12 protein-coding genes and 2 pseudogenes are annotated in these 20,736 nt (G+C 72.2%); 5 read left to right on the top strand and 9 right to left on the bottom strand.

The features are described 5' to 3' along the window. Positions 1 to 6 precede the first annotated feature (6 nt). The 8 genes from IH25_RS0132490 to IH25_RS0132525 are packed head-to-tail and all read right to left on the bottom strand — an operon-like array spanning position 7 to position 9,664. Entirely contained in the window at positions 7 to 957 is a 951-nt protein-coding gene (locus IH25_RS0132490; RefSeq protein ID WP_051754307.1) for a carbohydrate kinase family protein, read from the bottom strand. Next, positions 954 to 2,060 (bottom strand): sugar phosphate nucleotidyltransferase, encoded by a 1,107-nt coding sequence (locus IH25_RS0132495; protein ID WP_030618986.1) that lies wholly within the window; start codon positions 2,058 to 2,060, stop codon positions 954 to 956. The genes IH25_RS0132490 and IH25_RS0132495 overlap by 4 nt, the downstream gene beginning before the upstream one ends. Continuing rightward, positions 2,053 to 4,146, bottom strand: a complete 2,094-nt coding sequence (locus tag IH25_RS0132500) for a glycosyltransferase (protein ID WP_245172955.1) — start codon at positions 4,144 to 4,146, stop codon at positions 2,053 to 2,055. The genes IH25_RS0132495 and IH25_RS0132500 overlap by 8 nt, the downstream gene beginning before the upstream one ends. Then, a complete protein-coding gene (locus IH25_RS0132505) occupies positions 4,143 to 5,642 on the bottom strand; it encodes a hypothetical protein (protein WP_030618992.1) in 1,500 nt (499 codons plus the stop codon). Before IH25_RS0132505 ends, IH25_RS0132500 begins: the two co-directional genes overlap by 4 nt. Further along, entirely contained in the window at positions 5,639 to 6,439 is an 801-nt protein-coding gene (locus tag IH25_RS0132510) for an ABC transporter permease (RefSeq protein ID WP_051754309.1), read from the bottom strand. Before IH25_RS0132510 ends, IH25_RS0132505 begins: the two co-directional genes overlap by 4 nt. Beyond that, positions 6,436 to 7,320 carry an ABC transporter permease gene (locus tag IH25_RS0132515; RefSeq protein WP_078844538.1) on the bottom strand — a complete coding sequence of 295 codons (885 nt, stop codon included), beginning with the start codon at positions 7,318 to 7,320 and terminating at the stop codon, positions 6,436 to 6,438. Before IH25_RS0132515 ends, IH25_RS0132510 begins: the two co-directional genes overlap by 4 nt. After that, positions 7,317 to 8,375, bottom strand: a complete 1,059-nt coding sequence (locus IH25_RS0132520) for an ABC transporter ATP-binding protein (RefSeq protein ID WP_051754310.1) — start codon at positions 8,373 to 8,375, stop codon at positions 7,317 to 7,319. The genes IH25_RS0132515 and IH25_RS0132520 overlap by 4 nt, the downstream gene beginning before the upstream one ends. Then, the gene (locus tag IH25_RS0132525; protein ID WP_030619015.1) at positions 8,372 to 9,664 is read right to left on the bottom strand and encodes an aspartate aminotransferase family protein; all 1,293 of its coding nucleotides are present in this window, start codon (positions 9,662 to 9,664) and stop codon (positions 8,372 to 8,374) included. Before IH25_RS0132525 ends, IH25_RS0132520 begins: the two co-directional genes overlap by 4 nt. 247 nt (positions 9,665 to 9,911) lie before the next feature. Between IH25_RS0132525 and IH25_RS0132530 the strand changes: the two genes are divergently transcribed. The 5 genes and pseudogenes from IH25_RS0132530 to IH25_RS0132550 all read left to right on the top strand — a co-directional run. Beyond that, positions 9,912 to 10,979, top strand: a complete 1,068-nt coding sequence (locus IH25_RS0132530; RefSeq protein ID WP_030619018.1) for a glucose-1-phosphate thymidylyltransferase — start codon at positions 9,912 to 9,914, stop codon at positions 10,977 to 10,979. After that, positions 10,976 to 11,953, top strand: coding sequence for a dTDP-glucose 4,6-dehydratase (gene rfbB / locus IH25_RS0132535; RefSeq protein WP_030619020.1), 978 nt, complete (start codon positions 10,976 to 10,978; stop codon positions 11,951 to 11,953). The genes IH25_RS0132530 and rfbB overlap by 4 nt, the downstream gene beginning before the upstream one ends. A 300-nt stretch (positions 11,954 to 12,253) precedes the next feature. Continuing rightward, positions 12,254 to 13,960 carry a carbohydrate-binding module family 20 domain-containing protein gene (locus IH25_RS0132540; protein WP_030619022.1) on the top strand — a complete coding sequence of 569 codons (1,707 nt, stop codon included), beginning with the start codon at positions 12,254 to 12,256 and terminating at the stop codon, positions 13,958 to 13,960. A gap of 169 nt (positions 13,961 to 14,129) precedes the next feature. After that, positions 14,130 to 17,228 (top strand): annotated as a pseudogene (locus tag IH25_RS0132545) (alpha-amylase family glycosyl hydrolase); the annotation flags it as partial. Positions 17,229 to 17,377: 149 nt separating this feature from the next. After that, positions 17,378 to 20,461: pseudogene (locus tag IH25_RS0132550) on the top strand (alpha-amylase family glycosyl hydrolase); the annotation flags it as partial. A gap of 81 nt (positions 20,462 to 20,542) precedes the next feature. On the opposite strand, the gene IH25_RS0132555 reads toward IH25_RS0132550, so the two are convergent. Then, a partial coding sequence (locus IH25_RS0132555) for an alpha-1,6-glucosidase domain-containing protein (protein WP_030619033.1) occupies positions 20,543 to 20,736 on the bottom strand: 194 nt, incomplete at its 5' end.

The raw sequence follows: 20,736 nt of genomic DNA on the forward strand, positions 1-20,736 counted from the left end.
GCCCCCTCACCAGTCCGCCGCGGCGCGCGCGCCGGCCGCGCGCAGCCCCGGCAGGTCGATGAACTCGGTGTGGGTGCCGACGCTCCCGCACACGAAGGCACCGGCCACCGAACCGCTCAGCACGCACTCCTGAAGTGGGCGGCCCTCGAACCAGGAGTGCAGGAACGCGGTGACGAAGGCGTCCCCTGCACCGTTGCTGTCCACCACCGGACGCTCGGGCCGCACCGCGGGGAAGTGCCGGACCCGCGTGGCCCCGCGCTCCAGCACATGGCAGCCGTCGGCGCCGTCGGTCGCGACCACGAACCGGGCCCGGCCCTCGTCGAGGATCGTGCGCAGCACACTGTCCAGCCGGTCGTGGATCGCCGCCGCGCTCAGGAAGACGTAGTCGGAGTTGAGGGCGTAGTGGCGGTGGTGCGGATTGTGCCCGTCCCAGTCGTGCAGATCGGTGGAGCTGGTCACGCCGAGCCGGTGGACGTCCTCGTACATGTCCTGGTTGTGACCGATGATCGACAGGTGGACGTGGGCCGACCGCTCCAGGAACGGCAGGTAGAAGTCGCGGGGCAGCCGGAGGTCGGCGGGGTGGCGGCCGTCGTAGAAGGAGAAGCGGCGGCCGTGCGGGTCCACGAGGTTCGCCGAGCGCGGCGTGCCGTGCGGCGAGACGAGGTGGCTGAAGTCGAGGCCCTGGCGGGCGTAGTGCTCCAGCACCATGCGGCCCTGCGGGTCGTCGCCGAGGAAGTCGATGAACTTGGTGCGCAGCCCGAGCGCGTGCCAGCCCAGCGCGACACCGTTGCCGGTGTGTCCCACGTAGTCCTTCAGCGGCTCCACGAAGACCGAGTCGCCCGGCGGTACGCGCAGCTCGTCCACGCGCACGATGGTGTCCACCCCGACCCCGCCGACCACCAGGACGTCGTAGTCGGCCGGACGCGGTGCGCGGGTGTGGTGTTCGGGCAGGGTCATGCGCTCACTCCTTCGGCAACGTGCTGAACGCGTCCGTCCTCCAGGACGACCGCACCGTCGATGTCGGCGCCGGGCGGTATCACCGCGCCGGGCAGCACCACGCTGCGCCGCACCCGGGCGCCCGCGCCGACCCGCACCCCGGGGAAGAGCACGCTGTCTCGCACCAGCCCGGCGTTGACGAGGTCCGACGGGACCACCGACGCACGGACTCCCGGCGCGTCGGCGACCCAGCGCCGCCCGACCTGAGGCCGCACCGTCCGCGGCATCCGCCCTACGGGCAGGGGCGCCCGGGGCCCGGCGGCCAGGGCCAGGTGGGCGCGGTGGTAGCGCTCGACGGTGCCGATGTCCTCCCAGTGGCCGCGCACCTCGTGACCGCGGATGTGCTCCCCGGCCGCGAGCATCGCGGGAATCACGTCCCGGCTGATGTCGTGCTGCCAGTCGGTGCCGTCCAGCTGAGTCAGATACCGGCGCAGCACGGCGGCGTCGAAGACGCAGAACGCGGCGAACACCAGGTCGGAGGTGGGGTTCTCGGGTTTCTCCGTGAACTCCGTCAGCCGGCCGCCGCCGTCGAAACGCACCATGCCGAACAGGTGCACCCAGCGCATGTCGATCCGCTGGTAGGCGACGGTCAGCGCCGCGCCCGAGGCGCGGTGCGCCGCGACCAGCGGACCGTAGTCGTAGCGGTAGACATGGTCGGCGTGCAGGACGAGGACGTCCCTCGTGCCCTCGGTGAAGACGTACTCCGCCTTGCGGATCAGCGCGTCGGCCGTGCCCCGCTCCGGCGGCCAGGTGCGCGGCGGCAGCGCGGCGGGCAGCTCCGGACCCGCGTAGGCGGCGTCGTAGGGGCCGAAGCGCACCCGGAAGCCGGGCCCGGTGTTCCACGTCCGGTGCAGGTCGTCCATCAGCAGCCGCTCCTCGTACTGGGAGAGCAGCAGCACCTCCGCGAGGCCCGAGGCGCGGGCGTTGGCCAGGCTGAAGTCGATGAGCCGGCAGGTTCCCCCGTAGGGGACCAGCGGCTTGAGCCGCCCCGTGCCGAGCGGGCCCATCCGGCGGCCCTCACCGCCCGCCAGCAGCACCGCGCGTACCGTGCTCAGATCAGCCATGACGCACCTCGTCCCAGGTCACCCGGCCGGAGGACAGCGTGAGCAGCAGCCGCCCGGCGTCGCTCGGAGCCTCGCCCACGAACCGCCCCGGCGCCGTGCGTTCCAGGGTGCGCACCTCCGGAAGGGACCGGTCCGGGCCCCGCCGGGGCTCGACCACTTCCACTCGTTCGGCGTGCGGGAGCCGGTACTCCAGCCGCCCGTCACCGAGGATCCGCAACCGCCCGCGCAGCCGGGCGGTCTCCGCCGCGGGCACCGCCTCGGGGAGCCGCTCCAGGACCCGCTCGCAGACCGCGAAGTCGGCCCGCTCCCAGGCGGCACGGAACATCGTCAGCGCGGCGTCCGTATCGAACGGGGCACGGCGTTCCCAGGCCGCGATGTCACCGTGGGCGAGCGCGGCACCGGGGGTGACCGACGCGTCGGGGAGCAGGTCGAACCAGCCGTGCCGCAGCGCCAGTTCGGTGGACAGGACGGCGGGGCGGCCCTCCCACAGACCGGTGAACGCCGCCAGGTGCAGGTCGGCGCAGTGGTCCCAGGTGAAGCCCCGGGCGACGGCTGCGGCCCGTCCGGACAGCTCACGGTAGCGGCCGGGATCGTCCGACCACAGGGCCACCGCCTGCCGGATCCGCCGCGCGAGCGCGTCGGTCAGCAGGTCGTCGTCCTCCGCGAAGGAGCGGTTCACCGCGAAGCCCGTCGTGGTGTCCGGGCCGTCGGCGTGCCGGAAGTGCTCCATGCCGCGCTGGTCGGTGGCGATCGGCACCGCGCCCACGGCCATGGCCTCGCCCTGGGCGATCAGGAAGGTGTCCATCTCGAACTTGGAGGGGAACAGGGCGAAGTCGCTGGCGGCGGCGTACGAGAAGACCTGCGCCTCCTCGACGCGTTCCCACTCGAAGTGCAGCCGGCCCGGATGGCGGGCGGCCACCTCGTGGAAGAAGGGATTGTCGATGCCGTTGCCGGAGATGCAGCGGATGACGAAGTTGGCCGCGAGGCCCTCGCTCAGCACCCGGTCCACGGCCCGCATCAGCTCGGTCTGGCCCTTGTGGTGGACCGCGTAGCGGGCGTTGTGGAAGAACGTCGGCAGGGCGGGATCGAGACCGAGGCCGCCGAGCACCTTCACCCGGTCCACGCCGGCCGGGTCCCAGGCCAGCCACTGGTCGGAGATGGCGCAGCCGCCGACGAACATCTTGTGGGCGTTGCGCCGCACCACGCCGGCGATCGGCAGCCGCCGGAAGAGCGCTTCGAACGGGGTGTCCCGGAAGCCCGCGTAGAAGTCCAGCTGGCCGGGCGACAGGAAGTCGATCAGGTCGGCGTGCTCGGCGGTCAGCTCGTAGACCGCCACGTGGTCCGGCGGGTAGGTGTAGTGCAGATGGGTGAGCTGCTGGTACTGCACGATCGCCGCGGGCACGTCGGATTCGGGCTCTGGGCCCGGCAACTCGACGTTCACGTCGAGCAGTTCGAAGAGGCGCTCCACCTCCGGCCGGTACACCTTCTTGGCGATCGGCATGTTGCTCTGCACGTTGCTGACGACCAGCTTCGTGGGGTCGTCGCGCAGGGCGGCCGGCAGCAGGTAGTGGTAGTACGGCTCGTGCGCGTGGACGACGGCCTTCTCGCCGCCGAACCAGCCGCGCAGGAAGCGCACGCTGTCCACCTGGAACACCAGGGGCTTGAAGAACACCAGGTCCCGGCCCTTGGCGGAGTACGGCGGGTAGAAGGTGTCGGGCAGCCGGTTCAGGTACTCGTTGGCCAGGAAGTACAGGTCCACGCCGGCCAGCCGGATGCGGTGGGCGGTGGTGCGCAGTGCCAGCTCGGCCTGTGCGGGAAAGCCCTGCCAGACCCGGGGGTCGAGGACCACCGGCAGCGTGTAGGTGTCCTCGTAGGGCAGGTCCTCCACCTCGTAGCGCCGCCGCAGGTCGTCCAGCCGGCCGTGGGCGGGGGTGACGATGGAGACCCGGTGTCCCCGGGCGGCGAAGGTCTTGGACAGGTTCCACAGGTACACGGACGTGCCGCCCTGAAGGAAGGTGTGGTCGAATCCGCAGCACTCGAAGTACGTCTCGATGATGTGCATCCTGGGCGCGTTCACGACGGTCATGTCCTCGCGTGGGTCGTCGGGGCGGGGGTGGCCAGCGCGAGCGCGTGGCGCAGGTCGATCGCGGCGTGGTACGGGCGGGCGTGGTCGTGGTTGTAGCCCAGCTCGTGCAGGAGCCGGCGCAGGTACAGCAGCCGCCGCAGCGGATCACCGGAGGCGGGGCCGAGCAGCAGGCCCAGCACGCGCTCGCGCCAGAGGTCGGCGGTGCGGAAGACACTCGTCAGCACGGCCCGGTCCGCGGCCGGCAGGCCGGGCGCGCCGTCCAGGGAGCCGTACATGGTCTCGGTCGCGTCGACGCCGAGCCTGCGGGAGCTCTCGAAGGCGGCCTCGTCGGCGGCGAAGTACTCCAGCGCGCGCCGCACGGCGACGAGGTCCTGCACGGGGGACTGGGCGGCGTACTCCGGGTCGTCCGGTGACAGGGCGGGCGTGGACAGGTCGATGACGCTCATGTGCCAGGTGCCGTCGGCCGTGTCGGAGCACAGCAGGTGCGACAGGTGCAGATCGCCGTGGCAGGGGCCGGCCACGGACGCCGTCGTCCGGCCGTCGAACTCTCCCTCCAGCCGGGCGAGTTCGGTGGCGAGCGCGTCGAAGGCGGCGTCGCGGGCGGCCCGCGGAAGGGGCGCGCCGTCCTGAGGGAGGGGCGCGCCGGCCCGGGCCAGCTCGGCCAGCCGGGCCGAGGCCCGCGCCAGGGCGTCGGCCACCGGGTAGCCGGTGGCGGGGGCGCCCAGGCGCGCCGCCAGATCCCGGTGGAAGCCGCGCAGGAAACGCCCGGCGGCGCGCAACCTCGCCTCCAGCGGCAGCAGATGGTCGCGTACGAGCCGGTCCGGCGCGGTGCCGGACATGAGCCGGGGCCACAGCGAGCGCAGGTTCTCGCGCAGCGGCGCGTCGATGCCCCGGCCCGGAGCATGGCGGTAGAGGACGCCCACGGGGTGCCGGGACCCGCGCACGGGGTCCGTGTAGGTGTAGTCGCCGGCCCACTCGGGTGTGTGCCCGGTGCCGCTCATGCGGCGGAGCAGTTCGGGTTCGTGGACCGCCTCGGCCGGCCGCCGGTAGGTCTTGTGGAGGTACGCGGCCCCGGCCACCTCCACCAGGGACAGGGAGTTGGAGGACCAGCCCTGGTCGAAGGGGAGCCGGCGCGGCTCGCCGGCCGGGGCCGAGGGCGCCCGGCGGAAGTCGACGTGCCCGCCGCGGGCGGTGCGCAGCCGGGCGCCGGCGAGCACGTGGCGCACGGCCGCGAGTCCGTGCGGCCCGTCGTCGCCGGCCGCGGTCAGGGCGCCCGACGGATCCCGGCGCGCGGTCAGGAAGACCCGCTCGCCCGAGGCGGGCCCGCCGACGGCGGCCACCACCAGCAGCAGTTCGCCGGAGCCCAGCTCGGCGTGGTCGACCGCCTCCCACCGGTGGGCGGCCCGCAGATCGCGCGGCAGCCAGGGCGCGGAGCGCAGCAGGGGTTCGAGGTGCAGGGGCTGGAGATCGTCGTCGCGGAACACGTGCGTGCTCAACTCCCGGTCATTTCATAAGCGTTGATGCCGCGCCGCCAGACGGCCAGGGCGACGGCCAGGGCCCCGGCGGTCACCAGCGGCAGCCAGACCACGCGTCCCGTGGCGCCGGTCAGCAGATAGCCGCACGGCACGTACGAGGTGAAGGCGAAGGGGAGCACCCAGGTCAGTACCGCGCGCAGCGAGGGGTGGTAGATGTCCAGCGGATAGGCGGCGAACTCGGACACCTGGTTCGCCGCGTACATCGACGGCAGGCTGGTCACGGTCCAGAAGGACAGCGAGGCGAACAGCAGCTTCACCGAGGTGTGGATCAGGGCGCCGCACAGCACGAGGAACGGGGCGACGAGCCACTGCACCGGGGTGAGGTGGAGCCCCAGCTCACTGCCGGACCACCCCACCAGGACGGCGCCCACGGCGAGTTCGCCGAGGCCGTCGGGATGGAAGAAGCGCTCCGACAGCAGCGAGAACAGCGGGTTCACCGGGCGGATCAGATAGCGGTAGAACTCGCCGCGCTGGACCAGCTTGCGGCCCAGTTCCCACAGCTGGTCCGTGAAGAGGTGGTCCAGGCCGCGCGGCAGCAGCGAGAAGCCGAGCAGGAACAGCACCTCGTGATAGGTCCAGCCGTCCACCGCGGGCACCTGCCGGAACACCAGGCCCACCACGGCCGTCTGCAGGCCCACCCGGACCAGGAAGGCCCCCGCGCCCAGGGCGAAGTCCACGCGGTACATGCTCAGCCGGTGCAGCCCGACCCCGCCGAGGAAGAAGGCCAGCCGCACATGGCGCCACACCGTGCCGGTCATCCGCCGAGCACCTCCAGACGGCTCAGCGAGGCCCGCCACAGCACGCCGGCCAGCAGCGTCAGACCGGCCGCCCAGCCGATCTGCCGGGCCAGCACGTCGGCCGCGCCGGCCACCCCGTCGTAACGGCCGAGCAGCAGGGTGAGCGGTCCGTCGACCATGCCCCGGAAGGGCAGCGCGGACGCCAGCGCCGAAAGCGGCCCGGGCATCAGCGCGAGGGGCACCAGCTGTCCGGCGAAGAAGGCGACCACGCTCTGCTTCACCATCCGCACCCCCCAGGTGTTCGTGGTGACGAAACCCGTCATCCCGGTCAGCAGGTTCACGAGGAAGGCGAGCAGCACGGACAGCGCGGTGGACACCGCGAACAGCACGACGTCCACGGGCCGTGGCGTGGTCAGCGGCACGAGCAGCGCGAACAGCACGAGCACGGGGACGCCGACCAGGACGGCGTTGGCCGCGACCACCGGCAGACAGGCGAAGAACCGCATCACCGGGTAGCTGACGGGCCGCACCAGCATGACGGCGACGTCGCCGCGGTAGACCTCGGCGGCGACCTCGTCGTCCACCCGGTTGGCGTGCAGGATCTGCAGCACCTGCGCCACGAGCAGATAGGTGGTGATGCTCTCGGAGGTGAAGCCGCCCGGGCCGCCGCCGGGCGGGGCGTCCGCGTACACCGCCCGCCACAGGAAGACCGTGATCGCCGCGCCGGCGGCGGCCGTGATCCCGGTGGTGAGGAACGTCGAACGGTACTGGAGCAGGGACTGCAGCCCCCCGGTGGCGAACGGCAGATAGCGCCGGGCGCGCGCGGCCGGGGAGAGGGGCGTGGGGTTCTCCCGCACCCGGCGGAGCGGGCCGTGCGTCTCCGGGCGGAGCGGGCCGCTCATGCCACACCCTCCTCGCCGCCGCCCGGGACCCCGGTGGACGGGACCCCGGTGGACGGGGCCTCGCGGTGCCCGCCGTAGATCCTCCGCAGGACGTCCTCCAGGTCGGGTTCGGGCGCGTAGCAGTCGGCCAGGTCGAAGCGGTCGAGCAGGAAGCCGAGCACCTGCCGGGAGGTGAACCGGTCCGCCGGGTAGTCGACCCTGATCCGGCCGTCCTCGGCGGACGAGGCGCTCACCCCGGGCAGCCCCCGCTCTATCTCCGCGCGGACGGGCCCGGGATCCGGCCGGCCCCGGTGGTCGAAGACGACCGAGCGCCGGTCGGCGGTGCGCAGCAGGTCCCGGATGCTGCCCTGGTGGACGACCCGGCCCCGGTCCACGACCAGCGCGCTGTCGCAGATGGCGGCGATGTCCGCGATGTCGTGGCTGGTGAGCACGACGGTCGTGCCCAGCTCCGCGTGGACGCGGTTGACCAACTGCCGTACCGCGTCCTTGAGCACCATGTCGAGGCCGATGGTCGGCTCGTCCCAGAAGACCACCGCCGGATCGTGCAGCAGGCTCGCCGCGATCTCGGCCCGCATCCGCTGCCCCAGGCTCAGCTGGCGCACGGGCGTGGTGCCGAGGGCGTCGATGTCCAGCAGCTCCCGGTACAGGGCGAGATTGCGCCGGTACACCGCGTCCGGGATGTCGTAGACCCGGCGCAGGATGCGGAACGAGTCCGGCACGGACAGATCCCACCAGAGCTGACTGCGCTGCCCGAAGACCACCCCGATGCCGCGGGCGTTGGCCTGCCGGTGCCGGTAGGGCTCGATGCCCCGGACCAGACAGCGCCCGCTGGTGGGCGTCATGATGCCGGTCAGCATCTTGATGGTGGTCGACTTCCCCGCCCCGTTGGCGCCGATGTACGCCGTCTTCGCGCCGGCCGGGATCGTGAAGGACACGCCGTCGACCGCGCGGACGACGCGGTGCTCCCGGGTGAAGAGGGTGGCCAGACTGCCGGCCAGGCCCGGCTTGCGCTCGGTGAGCCGGAACTCCTTGACGAGGTGCTCCGCGACGATCACGACAGCACCCGTTCCAGGGCCTGTTCGAGCAGTGTGACGCCCTCGTCCAGCAGCGGCTCGTCGAGGGTGAAAGGCGGTGCCAGACGCAGGATGTGCCCGCCCAGGGCGACGCGGAGACCCAGGTCGAGGGCGGTAGTGTACACGGCCCGCGCGAGGTGCGGCGCGGGGGTGCGGCTCGCCCGGTCGGTGACGAACTCCAGACCGTACAGCAGCCCCAGGCCGCGTACGTCACCCAGGTTCTCGAAGCGGGCCGGAAGGGCGCGGAGCCGCTCGTGCAGCAGCTCGCCCAGGACCCGGACGCGCTCGATCAGCCGGTCGCGTTCGATGACCTCCAGCGTGGCCCGGGCCGCCGCGATGCCGAGCGGATTGCCCGCGTACGTCGACGCGTAGGCGCCGGCCCCGGAGGCCGCCGGATGGTGCATCAGGTCGGCCCGCCCCGCCAGCACGGCGAACGGGAAACCGCTGGCCAGCCCCTTGGACAGGGCCACCAGATCGGGCTCGACACCGAACTGCTCGCTCGCCAGGAAGGTGCCCGTCCGGCCGCCGCCGGTGAGCACCTCGTCGGCCACCAGCAGGACGCCGTTGGACCGGCAGGCGTCGGCGATCTGCTCCCAGTAGCCCGGGGGCGGCACGACGACGCCGGCGGCTCCGAGGACCGGTTCGAAGACCAGAGCCGAGACGTTCGGCTTCTCGGCGATGTGCTTGCGCACGAGGGAGGCGCACCGCACCCCGCAGGAGGGGTACGTGAGTTCCAGCGGGCAGCGGTAGCAGTAGGCCGAGTACCCGAGGATCGAGTTGCCGGCGAAGGCCTGGTGGCCCACGTCCCAGTGCACGAGCATCCGCGCGCCCATCGTCTTGCCGTGGAAACCCCCGCGCAGCGCGCCGATCCGGTTGCGGCCCGGTGCGGCGGTGGCCTGCACCACGCGCAGCGCGGCCTCCACGACCTCGGCGCCGGTGGAGAACAGCGCGTAGGTGTCCAGCCGTTCCGGCAGCAGCCCGGCCAGCAGCTCCAGCAGGGCGGCCCGGTCGGGCGTGGCCGAGTCGTGCACGTTCCACAGGCGCCGGGCCTGCGCGGTGAGGGCCGCCACCACCTCCGGATGGCCGTGTCCCAGGGACTGGGTCAGGGCGCCCGCCGCGAAGTCCAGGTACTGGTTGCCGTCGAGGTCCGTGAGGACCGGACCGCGCCCCTCGGCGAAGACCCGGCGCCCGACGGCCGCCTCCTCGGAGGCGCCCGGAGCCAGGTGCCGCGCCTCCCGCTCCAGCCGTTCCCGCTGGTGCCGAGCCGTCATGCGCCGCCCACCCCCTTCTGTGTGAACTGCTGTTCCGGGCAGCGCCGTTGGGCGGTGCCGGAAGCGAGTCAAACACCAACGCGGCGCTGGGTGCAAGAACTTGCTGAAAGTTGCTGAACGACCTTGCGCGCCCGGTCCGGCTTCTGCTTGAGTCGGGAACAGACCCACCGGTGACCCCGCGACTCTCGCTCAAGGAGACATCCGTGAGACCACAGATCCAGTCCCCGCCGCGACACCGGTGCCCGGCGTGAAAGCCCTGGTCCTGGCGGGCGGCACCGGCAGCCGGCTGCGGCCGTTCACCCACACGAGCGCCAAGCAGCTCCTCCCCATCGCCAACAGGCCGGTGGTGCACTACGCCCTGCAGGCGATAGCCGACGCCGGCATCGAGGAGGTGGGCGTGGTGGTCGGCCACCACGGGGACGACGTCCGCCGCGCGATCGGCGACGGCTCGGCCTTCGGGCTGAGCATCGCCTACCTGAACCAGCCTCGGCCCCTGGGCCTGGCCCACGCGGTGGCGGTCGCCCGCCCCTTCCTCGCGGACGACGACTTCCTGCTGTACCTCGGGGACAACCACCTGGAGGACGGCGTCGCCGGGTTCGTCCGGCGCGCCGCCGCCCAGCGGGACGCCGCCCGGCTGCTACTCACCCCCGTGCCCGACCCCACCGCCTTCGGCGTCGCGGAGGTCGACGACGACGGAGTGGTGCGCCGGCTGGAGGAGAAGCCGGAGCGGCCCCGCAGCGACCTGGCCCTGGTCGGGGTCTACGCCTTCACCCCCGCCGTGCACGAGGCGGTGCGCGCCATCCGCCCCTCCGGGCGCGGCGAGCTGGAGATCACCCACGCGGTGCAGTGGATGATCGACCGCGGACTGCGCGTACGCGCCGAGACGACCACCCGTCCCTGGCGCGACACCGGCAGCGTCGAGGACCTGTTGGAGGCGAACCGGCACGTCCTGGACCGGATGGAGGGCCGCGTGGACGGCAAGGTCGATCCGCACAGCGTCCTGGTGGGCCGGGTCCGCATCGCGGACGGGGCCGTGGTGCGCGGATCACGGATCGTCGGGCCCGTCGTCGTCGGCGCGGGCACCGTCATCAACAACTCCAGCGTCGGCCCGTACACCGCCATCGCCGAGGACTGCCGGATCGAGGACAGCGCGATCGAGTTCTCGGTGCTGCTCCAGGGCGCGTGCGTGGAGGGGGCCGCACGGATCGAGCGGTCGCTCATCGGCCGGGAGGCCGTGGTGACCGCCGCGCCCCGTCCGCCCCAGGCCCACCGTCTCGTCCTCGGCGACCACAGCAAGGTGCAGCTCACCTCATGACCTCACGCATCCTCGTCACCGGCGGAGCCGGCTTCATCGGCTCCGCCTACGTCCGCGCGCTGCTCGGCCCCGCCGGGCCGCCCGGCGTCTCGGTCACGGTCCTGGACAAACTCACCTACGCGGGCAGCCTCGCCCGCCTCGATCCGGTGCGCGGCCACCCCGGGCTGACCTTCGTGCACGGCGACGTCTGCGACGCCGTGACGGTGCGGCGGCTGGCGGCCGGGCACGACGAGATCGTCCACTTCGCGGCGGAGTCGCACGTCGACCGCTCCATCCAGGACGGCACCGGCTTCACCCACACCAACGTGATGGGCACCCACACCCTGCTGGACGCCGCGCTGCGGTACGGGGTGCGGACCTTCGTGCAGATCTCCACCGACGAGGTCTACGGCTCGATACCCGAGGGCGCCGCACGGGAGGAGGACCCGCTCATACCCAGCTCGCCGTACGCGGCGTCGAAGGCCGCGGCCGACCTCGTCGCCCTGGCCCACCACCACACCCACGGCCTGGACGTCCGGGTGACCCGCTGCTCCAACAACTTCGGCCCGTACCAGCATCCGGAGAAGGCCGTCCCGCGCTTCGTCGCCACCCTGCTCACCGGCGGTGACCTGCCGGTGTACGGCGACGGGCGGCAGGTGCGCGACTGGCTGCACGTGGACGACCACGTGCGGGCGGTGGAGCTGGTGCGCACGGCGGGGCGGCCGGGGCAGACGTACAACATCGGAGGGGGCACCTCGCTGACCAATCTGGACCTCGCGCACCGCCTGCTGCGGTGGTGCGGGGCCGGCCCGGAGCGCATCACGCACGTCGAGGACCGCAAGGGGCACGACCGGCGGTACGCGGTGGACCATGGCAAGATCACCGCGGAGCTGGGATACCGGCCACGGGTCGGCTTCGAGGCGGCACTGGCCGCCACGGCGGACTGGTACCGCACCCATCGGGCGTGGTGGGAACCCCTGCTGGAGTCCGTGTGACTCCGGTCCGCGCGGCCGGGCGCGTCGGGGACGCACCGGATGCGAACCCCGCGGCCGGGGACCGGAGTTCGTTGAACGTAACACCCTGAAAACCGTTGCGAAAGGCTTTGCGCGCAGCCAGTTCAACTATTGCCTGTTCAATCGGCAGTTCTGCGCGAGGGGTTGACCTGCGGTAAGCGGCGCCGTACGGTCTCGACCGCAATTTCTTGCTGCAAGAACCAGTGAACGGCCTTACCTGGCATGGCGCGTTGTCAACCGAGGCTGACTCCGGTACCGCCCCCCATCCCCACTGGAGCAACCATGGCCAGAAAGACCGTGGCCGCTGCACTCGCCGCCCTGGCGGGAGCCGCTGTGGCCGTCACGGGACCGACGCCGGCGCAGGCGAGCGTGCCCGGCGGCAAGGACGTCACCGCGGTGATGTTCGAATGGAACTTCGCGTCCGTCGCCAAGGCGTGCACGGACCAGCTGGGCCCCGCCGGGTACGGCTACGTCCAGGTCTCCCCACCGAACGAACACATCCAGGGTCCCTCCTGGTGGACGGCCTACCAGCCCGTCAGCTACAAGATCGGCACGAAGCTGGGCAACCGCTCGGACTTCAAGAACATGGTGGACACCTGCCACGCGGCAGGCGTCAAGGTGGTCGCCGACACCGTGATCAACCACATGGCGAACGCCTCCGGCACCGGCACCGCCGGGTCGTCCTTCAGCAAGTACGCCTACCCCGGCACCTACTCCGCCGCCGACATGGACGACTGCACCACGAGCATCAGCAACTACGGCGACCGCTGGAACGTCCAGCACTGCGAGATGGGCGGCCTGCCCGACCTCGACACCGGTGAGGAGTACGTCCGCAAGACCATCGCGGGCTACCTGAACGACCTGCTGTCCCTCGGCGTCGACGGATTCCGTATCGACGCCGCCAAGCACATCCCCGAGGACGACCTCGCCAACATCAAGTCCCGCCTGACCAACCCCGGCGTGTACTGGAACCAGGAGACGATCGGGGCCCCCGGCGAGGCGGTCCAGCCGCCCGAGTTCTACAACACGGGCGACGTCCAGGAGTTCCGCTACGCCTACGACCTCAAGCGGGTCTTCAACAACGAGAAGCTCGCCGAGCTGAAGAACTTCGGCGAGGCGTGGGGCTACGTCTCCAGCGGCAAGGCGTCCGTCTTCGTCACCAACCACGACACCGAGCGCAACGGAGGCAGCCTCACCTACAAGGACGGCGCCAACTACACCCTCGCGAACGTCTTCATGCTGGCCTGGCCGTACGGCTCACCCGCTGTGCACTCCGGCTACGAGTTCAGCGACAAGGACGCCGGCGGACCGAACAACGGCCAGGTCAACGCCTGTTACACCGACGGCTGGAAGTGCCAGCACGCCTGGCGCGAGATAGCGAGCATGGTCAAGTTCCGCACCACGGCGGCCGGGACCGCCGTGACCGACTGGTGGGACAACGGCAACAACCAGATCGCCTTCGGCCGCGGTGACAAGGCGTACGTCGCCATCAACCACGAGGGCTCCACCCTCACCCGCACCTTCCAGACCTCGCTGCCCGCCGGGAGCTACTGCGACGTGCAGAGCGGCAAGGGCGTGACCGTCGACTCGTCCGGCCGGTTCACTGCCACCCTGGGCGCCAACTCCGCCCTCGCCCTGCACGTCGGGGCGAAGAACTGCGACACCACCGTCGACCCCGACCCCGACCCCGCTCCCACCACCGGAGCCTCGTTCAACGTCAACGCCACCACCCAGTGGGGCCAGGACATCTACGTCGTCGGCAGCACCTCCGCCCTCGGCAACTGGAACCCCTCCAACGCCCTGAAGCTGGACCCGGCGAGCTACCCCGTGTGGAAGCTCGCCCAGCCCCTGCCCGCGGGCACCGCATTCGAGTACAAGTACCTCCGCAAGGACGCGAGCGGCAACGTCACCTGGGAGAGCGGCTCCAACCGTACGGCCACCGTGCCGGTCGGCGGAGTGGTCACGCTGAACGACACCTGGCGCGGCTGACCGGCCCACCCGGAGCCGGACTCCGCACACCGGCGACGACCGCCCGGCCCGACCACCGGTGCCGGGCGGTCCCGCACCCCGCCGCGCGACGCAGCCCGTCCTTGCCCGCGACCGACACCCCGAGGAGACGCGTCACGTGGCCGGCAGACCCCGACATCACGCAACCGCACTGGCCATCGCCCTGTGCACAGCCGTTCTGCCACCGCTGACGCCCCCGGCGACGGCCGCGGAACCGCCTCCGGGTACGGCCGCGGAACCGGCGACGGCCGCGGGGCCGCCCCCGCCCCCGGCGGACGCCCGGCTCGCGCACGAGCCGGACCGCCCGGCGACCAGCCGGGAACAGTTCTACCTGCTGCTGCCCGACCGGTTCGCGAACGGCTCCGCCGCCAACGACCGGGGCGGGCTGACCGGCGACCGCACCACCACCGGCTACGACCCCACCGACAAGGACTTCTTCCAGGGCGGCGACCTGCGGGGCGCCATCGACCACCTGGACTACGTCAAGGGCCTCGGCACCACCGCCATCTGGCTCGCGCCGGTGTTCCGGAACAAGCCCGTGACGGTCCGCGACGGCAGGGCGACCGCCAACTACCACGGCTACGCCATCACCGACTTCACCCGCGTCGACCCGCACTTCGGCACCGAGGCCGACCTCGCGGAACTGATCGACAAGGCCCACGCCAAGGGCATGAAGGTCTTCTTCGACGTCATCACCAACCACACAGCGGACACCATCGACTACGCCGAGAAACGCTACGGATACCGCGGCAAGGGCGCCTACCCCTACCTCGACACCGAGGGCCGCCCCTTCGACGACAGCACCGGCATGCGCCCGGCGGACGCGGACGGCGCCCCGTACACCCCGCGCGTCTCCGCCGACCCGGACGACCGCAAGGTGCCCGACTGGCTGAACGACCCGTCCATGTACCACAACCGCGGCAACTCCACCTTCGCCGGGGAGAGCGCCCTGGACGGCGACTTCATGGGCATGGACGACCTGTGGACCGAACGCCCGGAGGTCGTCCGGGGCATGGAGGAGATCTACGAGAAGTGGGTCGACGACTTCGCAGTGGACGGCTTCCGCGTCGACACCGCCAAGAACGTCGACATGGCCTTCTGGACCCAGTGGGCCACCGCGCTCGACCGCCACGCGGCACGGCACGGGCGCCGGGACTTCTTCCTCTTCGCCGAGGCCTTCTCCGCCGACGCGGCCATCACCGCCCCCTACGTCACCGAGGGCCGGCTCGACGCCACGCTCGACTTCCCGTTCCAGGCCGCCGCCCGCGACTTCGCCTCGCGCGGCGGCCCCGCGGACGACCTCGCCCACGTCTTCGCGCAGGACTACCGCTACACCACCGACAAGACCAACGCCTACAGCCAGGTCACCTTCCTCGGCAGCCACGACATGGGCCGCATCGGCACCTTCCTCGCCCAGGACCACCCCGGCGCGGACGACGCCGAACTCCTCGGCCGCGACCGCCTGGCCCACGAGCTGATGTTCCTCTCCCGGGGCAACCCGGTCGTCTACTCCGGTGACGAGCAGGGCTTCACCGGCTCGGGCGGCGACGTGGCCGCCCGCCAGACGATGTTCGCCTCCAAGGTGCCGGAGTACCTGGACGACGACGAGATAGGCACCGGCCGCACGGCCTCCTCGGACGCCTACGACCCCTCCCACCCCCTGTACCGGGCGATCGCCACCCTGTCCCGGCTCACCCGGCAGCACCCCGCCCTGCGCGACGGCGTCCAGACCGAACGCTACGCACAGGGCTCCGTCTACGCCGTCACCCGCACCGACGTCCGCGCGGGACGCGACTACCTGGTGGCGTTCAACAACGCCACCGAGCCCAGGACCGTCACCCTGCCGACCGGCTCCCCGGACACGCCCTACCGTGCGCTGTACGGCACCACCGGCAGCGTACGCGCGGACGCCGACGGGAAGACCACCGTGACCGTCCCGGCCCTGTCGTCCGTCGTGTACCAGGCGGCACGGCCACCGCACCCGCCCACGGCCGCGCCCTCGCTCGCACTCACCGCCCCCCAGGCGGGCGCCCATGGAACCGTGGAGGTCTCCGCCGACGTCACGGGCGGCGACTACCAGCGGGTCGTCTTCGCCGCCCAGGCCGGCAACGGTGCGTGGCACACGCTCGGCACCGCCGACCACGCCCCGTACAAGGTCACCCAGCACATCGCCCCGGACGTCCCCGCGGGCACACCGCTGAGATACAAGGCGGTCGTCGTGGACCGCGCGGGCCGGACCGCCGGCGCCCTCGCCGCCACGACCGCGGGCCGGACCGCACCGGTTCCGGCACCGACCGCGGCCCGCCACTGGGCCGTCGTCCACCACCGGCGGCCCGACGGCGAGTACGACGGCCTGCGCCTGCGCACCGCCGACGGCCGCACCGCCGCCTTCACCGGCCGGGACGCCTACGGCGCGTTCGCCTGGCTGGCCCCCGCCGAGGGCACCACCGAGATCACCTTCACCGTGGAGAAGGACGGCGTCCCCGACGCCCCCGCACGCACCCTGGGCTTCGCCGCGACACCGGAGGTGTGGACCGAACAGGGCAGCGACACGGTCACGGGCACCAGACCCGTGGACGCGTACCCGGCCCAGGACCCGGCGAAGGCGGTCGTCCACTACCACCGCGCCGACGGCGACTACGACGGCTGGGGCCTGCACGCCTGGACGGGAGCGGCCCGCCCGCCGGAGTGGAACGACCCGATCCGCCCGGTGCGCCGGGACTCCTTCGGCCTGGTCTTCGAGGTCCCGCTGACCGATCACGCGGACTCCCTCAGCTACATCCTGCACAAGAAGGAGGAGAAGGACGTCCCCTCCGACGAGACCCTGGACTTCTCCCTCTACGGCCACGAGGTGTGGCGCGTGGCCGGCGACGGCACCTACCTCACCCCCACCCTCGGCGGCGCCTTCGGCCTGGACCTCGGCACGTCCGCCGCGACCTGGCTGGACGAGGACACCGTCGTATGGCGGGGGACCGGCGCCGGAGTCGCCGGCCAGCAACTCGTGTACGCACCCGGCGGCGGCATCCGCCTGGAGAACGGTGCCCTGTCGGACGAGGGACACTGGCTGCGGCTGATCCCCGCGCAGCTGACCGACGCGCAACGGTCCGCCCATCCCGGATTCGCGGACCATCAGGCCTTCACCGTCGACCCCCGGGACCGCGACCGGATCGCCGAGGCCCGGGCGAGCCGCCAGCTGATCGCCACCCAGCGAGGACAGGACGGGGCCCTGCTCGGCGCCACGACCGTGCGCCTGCCACCCGGCTGACCTCCCCAGCACACCGTACGAAAGGAAAGAGCCGCACCGTGACCCCAGCACCCACCGCCCGAGGCAACCCGGGCGGACCACCGGCACGCCCGCGCGGCCGGAGTCTCCCGGCCGCCGTCACCCGCGCCGCCACCGTGGCCGTCACCGCCACACTGCTCGCCACCGCCCCGCACGCCACCCAGCCGGCGAGCGCCACGGCCCCAGGCGGCGCCCGGCCGGCGAGCGCCACGGGCCGTCCGCCCGTCCCGCCGTCCGACGCCCGCCTGGCCGCCGTGCCGGCCCGGCACGACATGACCCGCGAGCAGTTCTACTTCCTCCTTCCCGACCGCTTCGCGAACGGCTCCGCCGCCAACGACCGGGGCGGGCTGACCGGCGACCGCACCACCACCGGCTACGACCCCACCGACAAGGGCTTCTACCAGGGCGGTGACCTGAAGGGGCTGATCAGCAAGCTCGACTACGTCAAGGGGCTCGGCACGACCGCGATCTGGCTGGCCCCGATCTTCAAGAACAAACCGGTGCAGGGCAACGGCGAGAGCGCCGGCTACCACGGTTACTGGATCACCGACTTCACCCGAGTCGACCCGCACTTCGGCACCAACGCGGACCTCGCGGAACTCATCCGCAAGGCCCACGCCAAGGGGATGAAGGTCTTCTTCGACGTCATCACCAACCACACGGCCGACACCGTCACCAACACCGAGAAGACGTTCACGTACCGCGGCAAGGGCGCCTACCCCTACCTGGACACCGAAGGCCGCCCCTTCGACGACACCAAGGGCATGCGGAAGACCGACGCCCGTGGCTTCCCCTACACACCGCAGGTCGCCCCCTCCGAACGGAACGCCAAGGTCCCGGCCTGGCTCAACGACCCCACCATGTACCACAACCGCGGTGACTCCACCTTCGCCGGCGAGAGCACCCTCTACGGCGACCACACCGGCCTCGACGACCTGTGGACCGAACGCCCCGAAGTCGTGCGCGGCATGGAGGAGATCTACGAGAAGTGGGTCGACGACTTCCAAGTCGACGGCTTCCGGGTCGACACCGTCCGCAACGTCGACATGGCGTTCTGGACCCAGTGGGCGACAGCACTCGACGCCTACGCCGCGAGGAAGGGCCGGAAGAACTTCTTCGTCTTCGGCGAGACACTCTCCTCCGACCCGGCCGTCACCTCCCCGTACGTCCGCCAGGGCCGCCTCGACGCCACGCTCGACTTCCCGCTCCAGGACGCCATCCGCCAGTACGCCTCCCAGGGCCGCACGGCCGACCGGCTCGCCGACGTCTTCGCGCAGGACTACCGCTACACCACCGACAAGGCGAACGCCTACGAACAGGTGACCTTCCTCGGCAACCACGACATGGGCCGCATCGGCGGCTTCCTGCTCAAGGACAACCCGGGGGCCGACGACGCCGAACTCCTCGGCCGGGACCGCTTCGCCCACGAGCTGATGTTCCTCTCCCGGGGCAACCCGGTCGTCTACTCCGGTGACGAGCAGGGCTTCACCGGCGCCGGCGGCGACAAGGACGCCCGGCAGACGATGTTCGCCTCCAAGGTGCCGGACTACCTGGACGACGACGAGATAGGCACCGGCCGCACGGCCTCCTCGGACGCCTACGACCCCTCCCACCCCCTGTACCGGGCGATCGCCACTCTGTCCCGGCTGACCCGGCAGCACCCCGCCCTGCGCGACGGCGTCCAGGTGGAGCGCTACGCACAGGGCTCCGTCTACGCCTTCACCCGGACGGACACCCACCGGCGCGACCACTACCTGGTCGCGGCCAACAACTCCACCCAGGCACGGACCGTACGGATTCCCACGGGCGTCGCCGGGATGTCCTACCGAGGCCTGTACGGCACCACCGGCACGGTGGCCAGCGGCGCCGACACCCGCGTGACCGTCACCGTCCCGCCGCTGTCGTCCGTGGTGCTGGAGGCTAAGCGGCGGCTCGGCACGCCCGCCACCCGGCCGGCCCTGGAACTCAAGGCCCCCACGGCGGGCGCCACCGGCGACGTCGAGATCACCGCCGACGTCAGCGGCGGCGGCCTCGACCGGGTCGTCTTCGCCGCCCAGGTCGGCAACGGCCCGTGGCAGACGCTCGGCACCGCCGACCACGCACCGTACAAGGTCACCCAGCACCTGCCCGACACCGTGCGGCAGGGCACCCCCCTGCGCTACAAGGCCGTGGCCGTCGACCTCGCGGGCCGCACCGCGAGCGCCCTCGCCACGACCACGGCCGGCCAGGCGGCGGCGCCCAGGCCGCCGAGCGCCCTGAACCGCCCCTACGCCGTCGTGCACTACGCGCGCCCGGACGGCGACTACACCGGCTGGCGACTCGACAGCGCGGGCCGGTCGGCCGAGTTCACCGGCCGGGACGCCTACGGCGCGTTCGCCTGGGTCAAGCCGGAGGACGGCGCGCGGAGCCTGACGTACACGGTCACCGGCAACGGCACCGCGGACGGCCCGGCGCGCACCATCGACCTGGACAAGACGGGCGAGGTCTGGATCCGGCAGGGGGACGACGGCCAGTCGGACACGGCACCGCACGGCGCCTACCCGGCCCCCGACCCCGCCAAGGCCGTGATCCACTACCACCGGGCCGACGGCGACTACGACGGCTGGGGCCTGCACACCTGGACCGGCGCCAAGCACCCCACGGACTGGTCGGCGCCGCTCACACCCACCGGCAGGGACGCCTTCGGCGTGACCTTCGAGGTGCCGCTCGCCGACGGCGCGACCTCGCTCAGCTACATCGTCCACAAGGGCGACGAGAAGGACATCAGCGCTGACCGCTCGCTGGACTTCGCCACCTACGGCAAGGAGACCTGGCTGATCGGCGGTGACAGCGACTATCTGCTGCCGACGGTGGGCAGCGCCCCCGACCTGGACCTCGGCACGGCCAAGGCCCGCTGGCTCGACACGGACACGGTCGTGTGGAAGGTGAAGACCACGGACTCCACCAGCCAGCAGCTCGTCTACGCCCCCGACGGAGGCATCACCGTCAAGGACGGCGCGCTGTCCGACGAGGGCCACTGGCTGCGGCTGATCCCGTCGAAGCTCACGGACGCGCAGAAGTCGGCGCATCCGGAGCTGGCGGACGACCCGGCGTTCACGGTCGACCCCCGCGACCGCGACCGGGTGCCGGCCGCCCTGCGCGCCCAGCTCATCGCCACCCAGCGGGCCGCCAACGGTGCGCTGCTCGCCGCCACCGGAGTCCATCTCCCCTGACACGGAACGACCGACGGGTGCCCCTCGCCGAGCGAGGGGCACCCGTTGTGTGCGCGGGGATGAACCGACTCAGCGGGTGAACACCGCGACGGTGCGGGCGGGGGCGGTGAAGGTGCCCGAACCGGTCGTGTAGGACGCCGACTTCACGGTGTCGTCGGAGCCGGTGGCCTGGACGGGGTGGAGGGTGTAGGGGGTGCCGGCGAGGGCGCTGATGCGCTGTTGCTGCTGCTCGGGGGTGGCGTTGAAGACGACGACCAGACCGC

It is taken from the genome of Streptomyces achromogenes subsp. achromogenes (genome assembly GCF_000720835.1).
In the GTDB taxonomy this organism is placed as follows: domain Bacteria; phylum Actinomycetota; class Actinomycetes; order Streptomycetales; family Streptomycetaceae; genus Streptomyces; species Streptomyces achromogenes.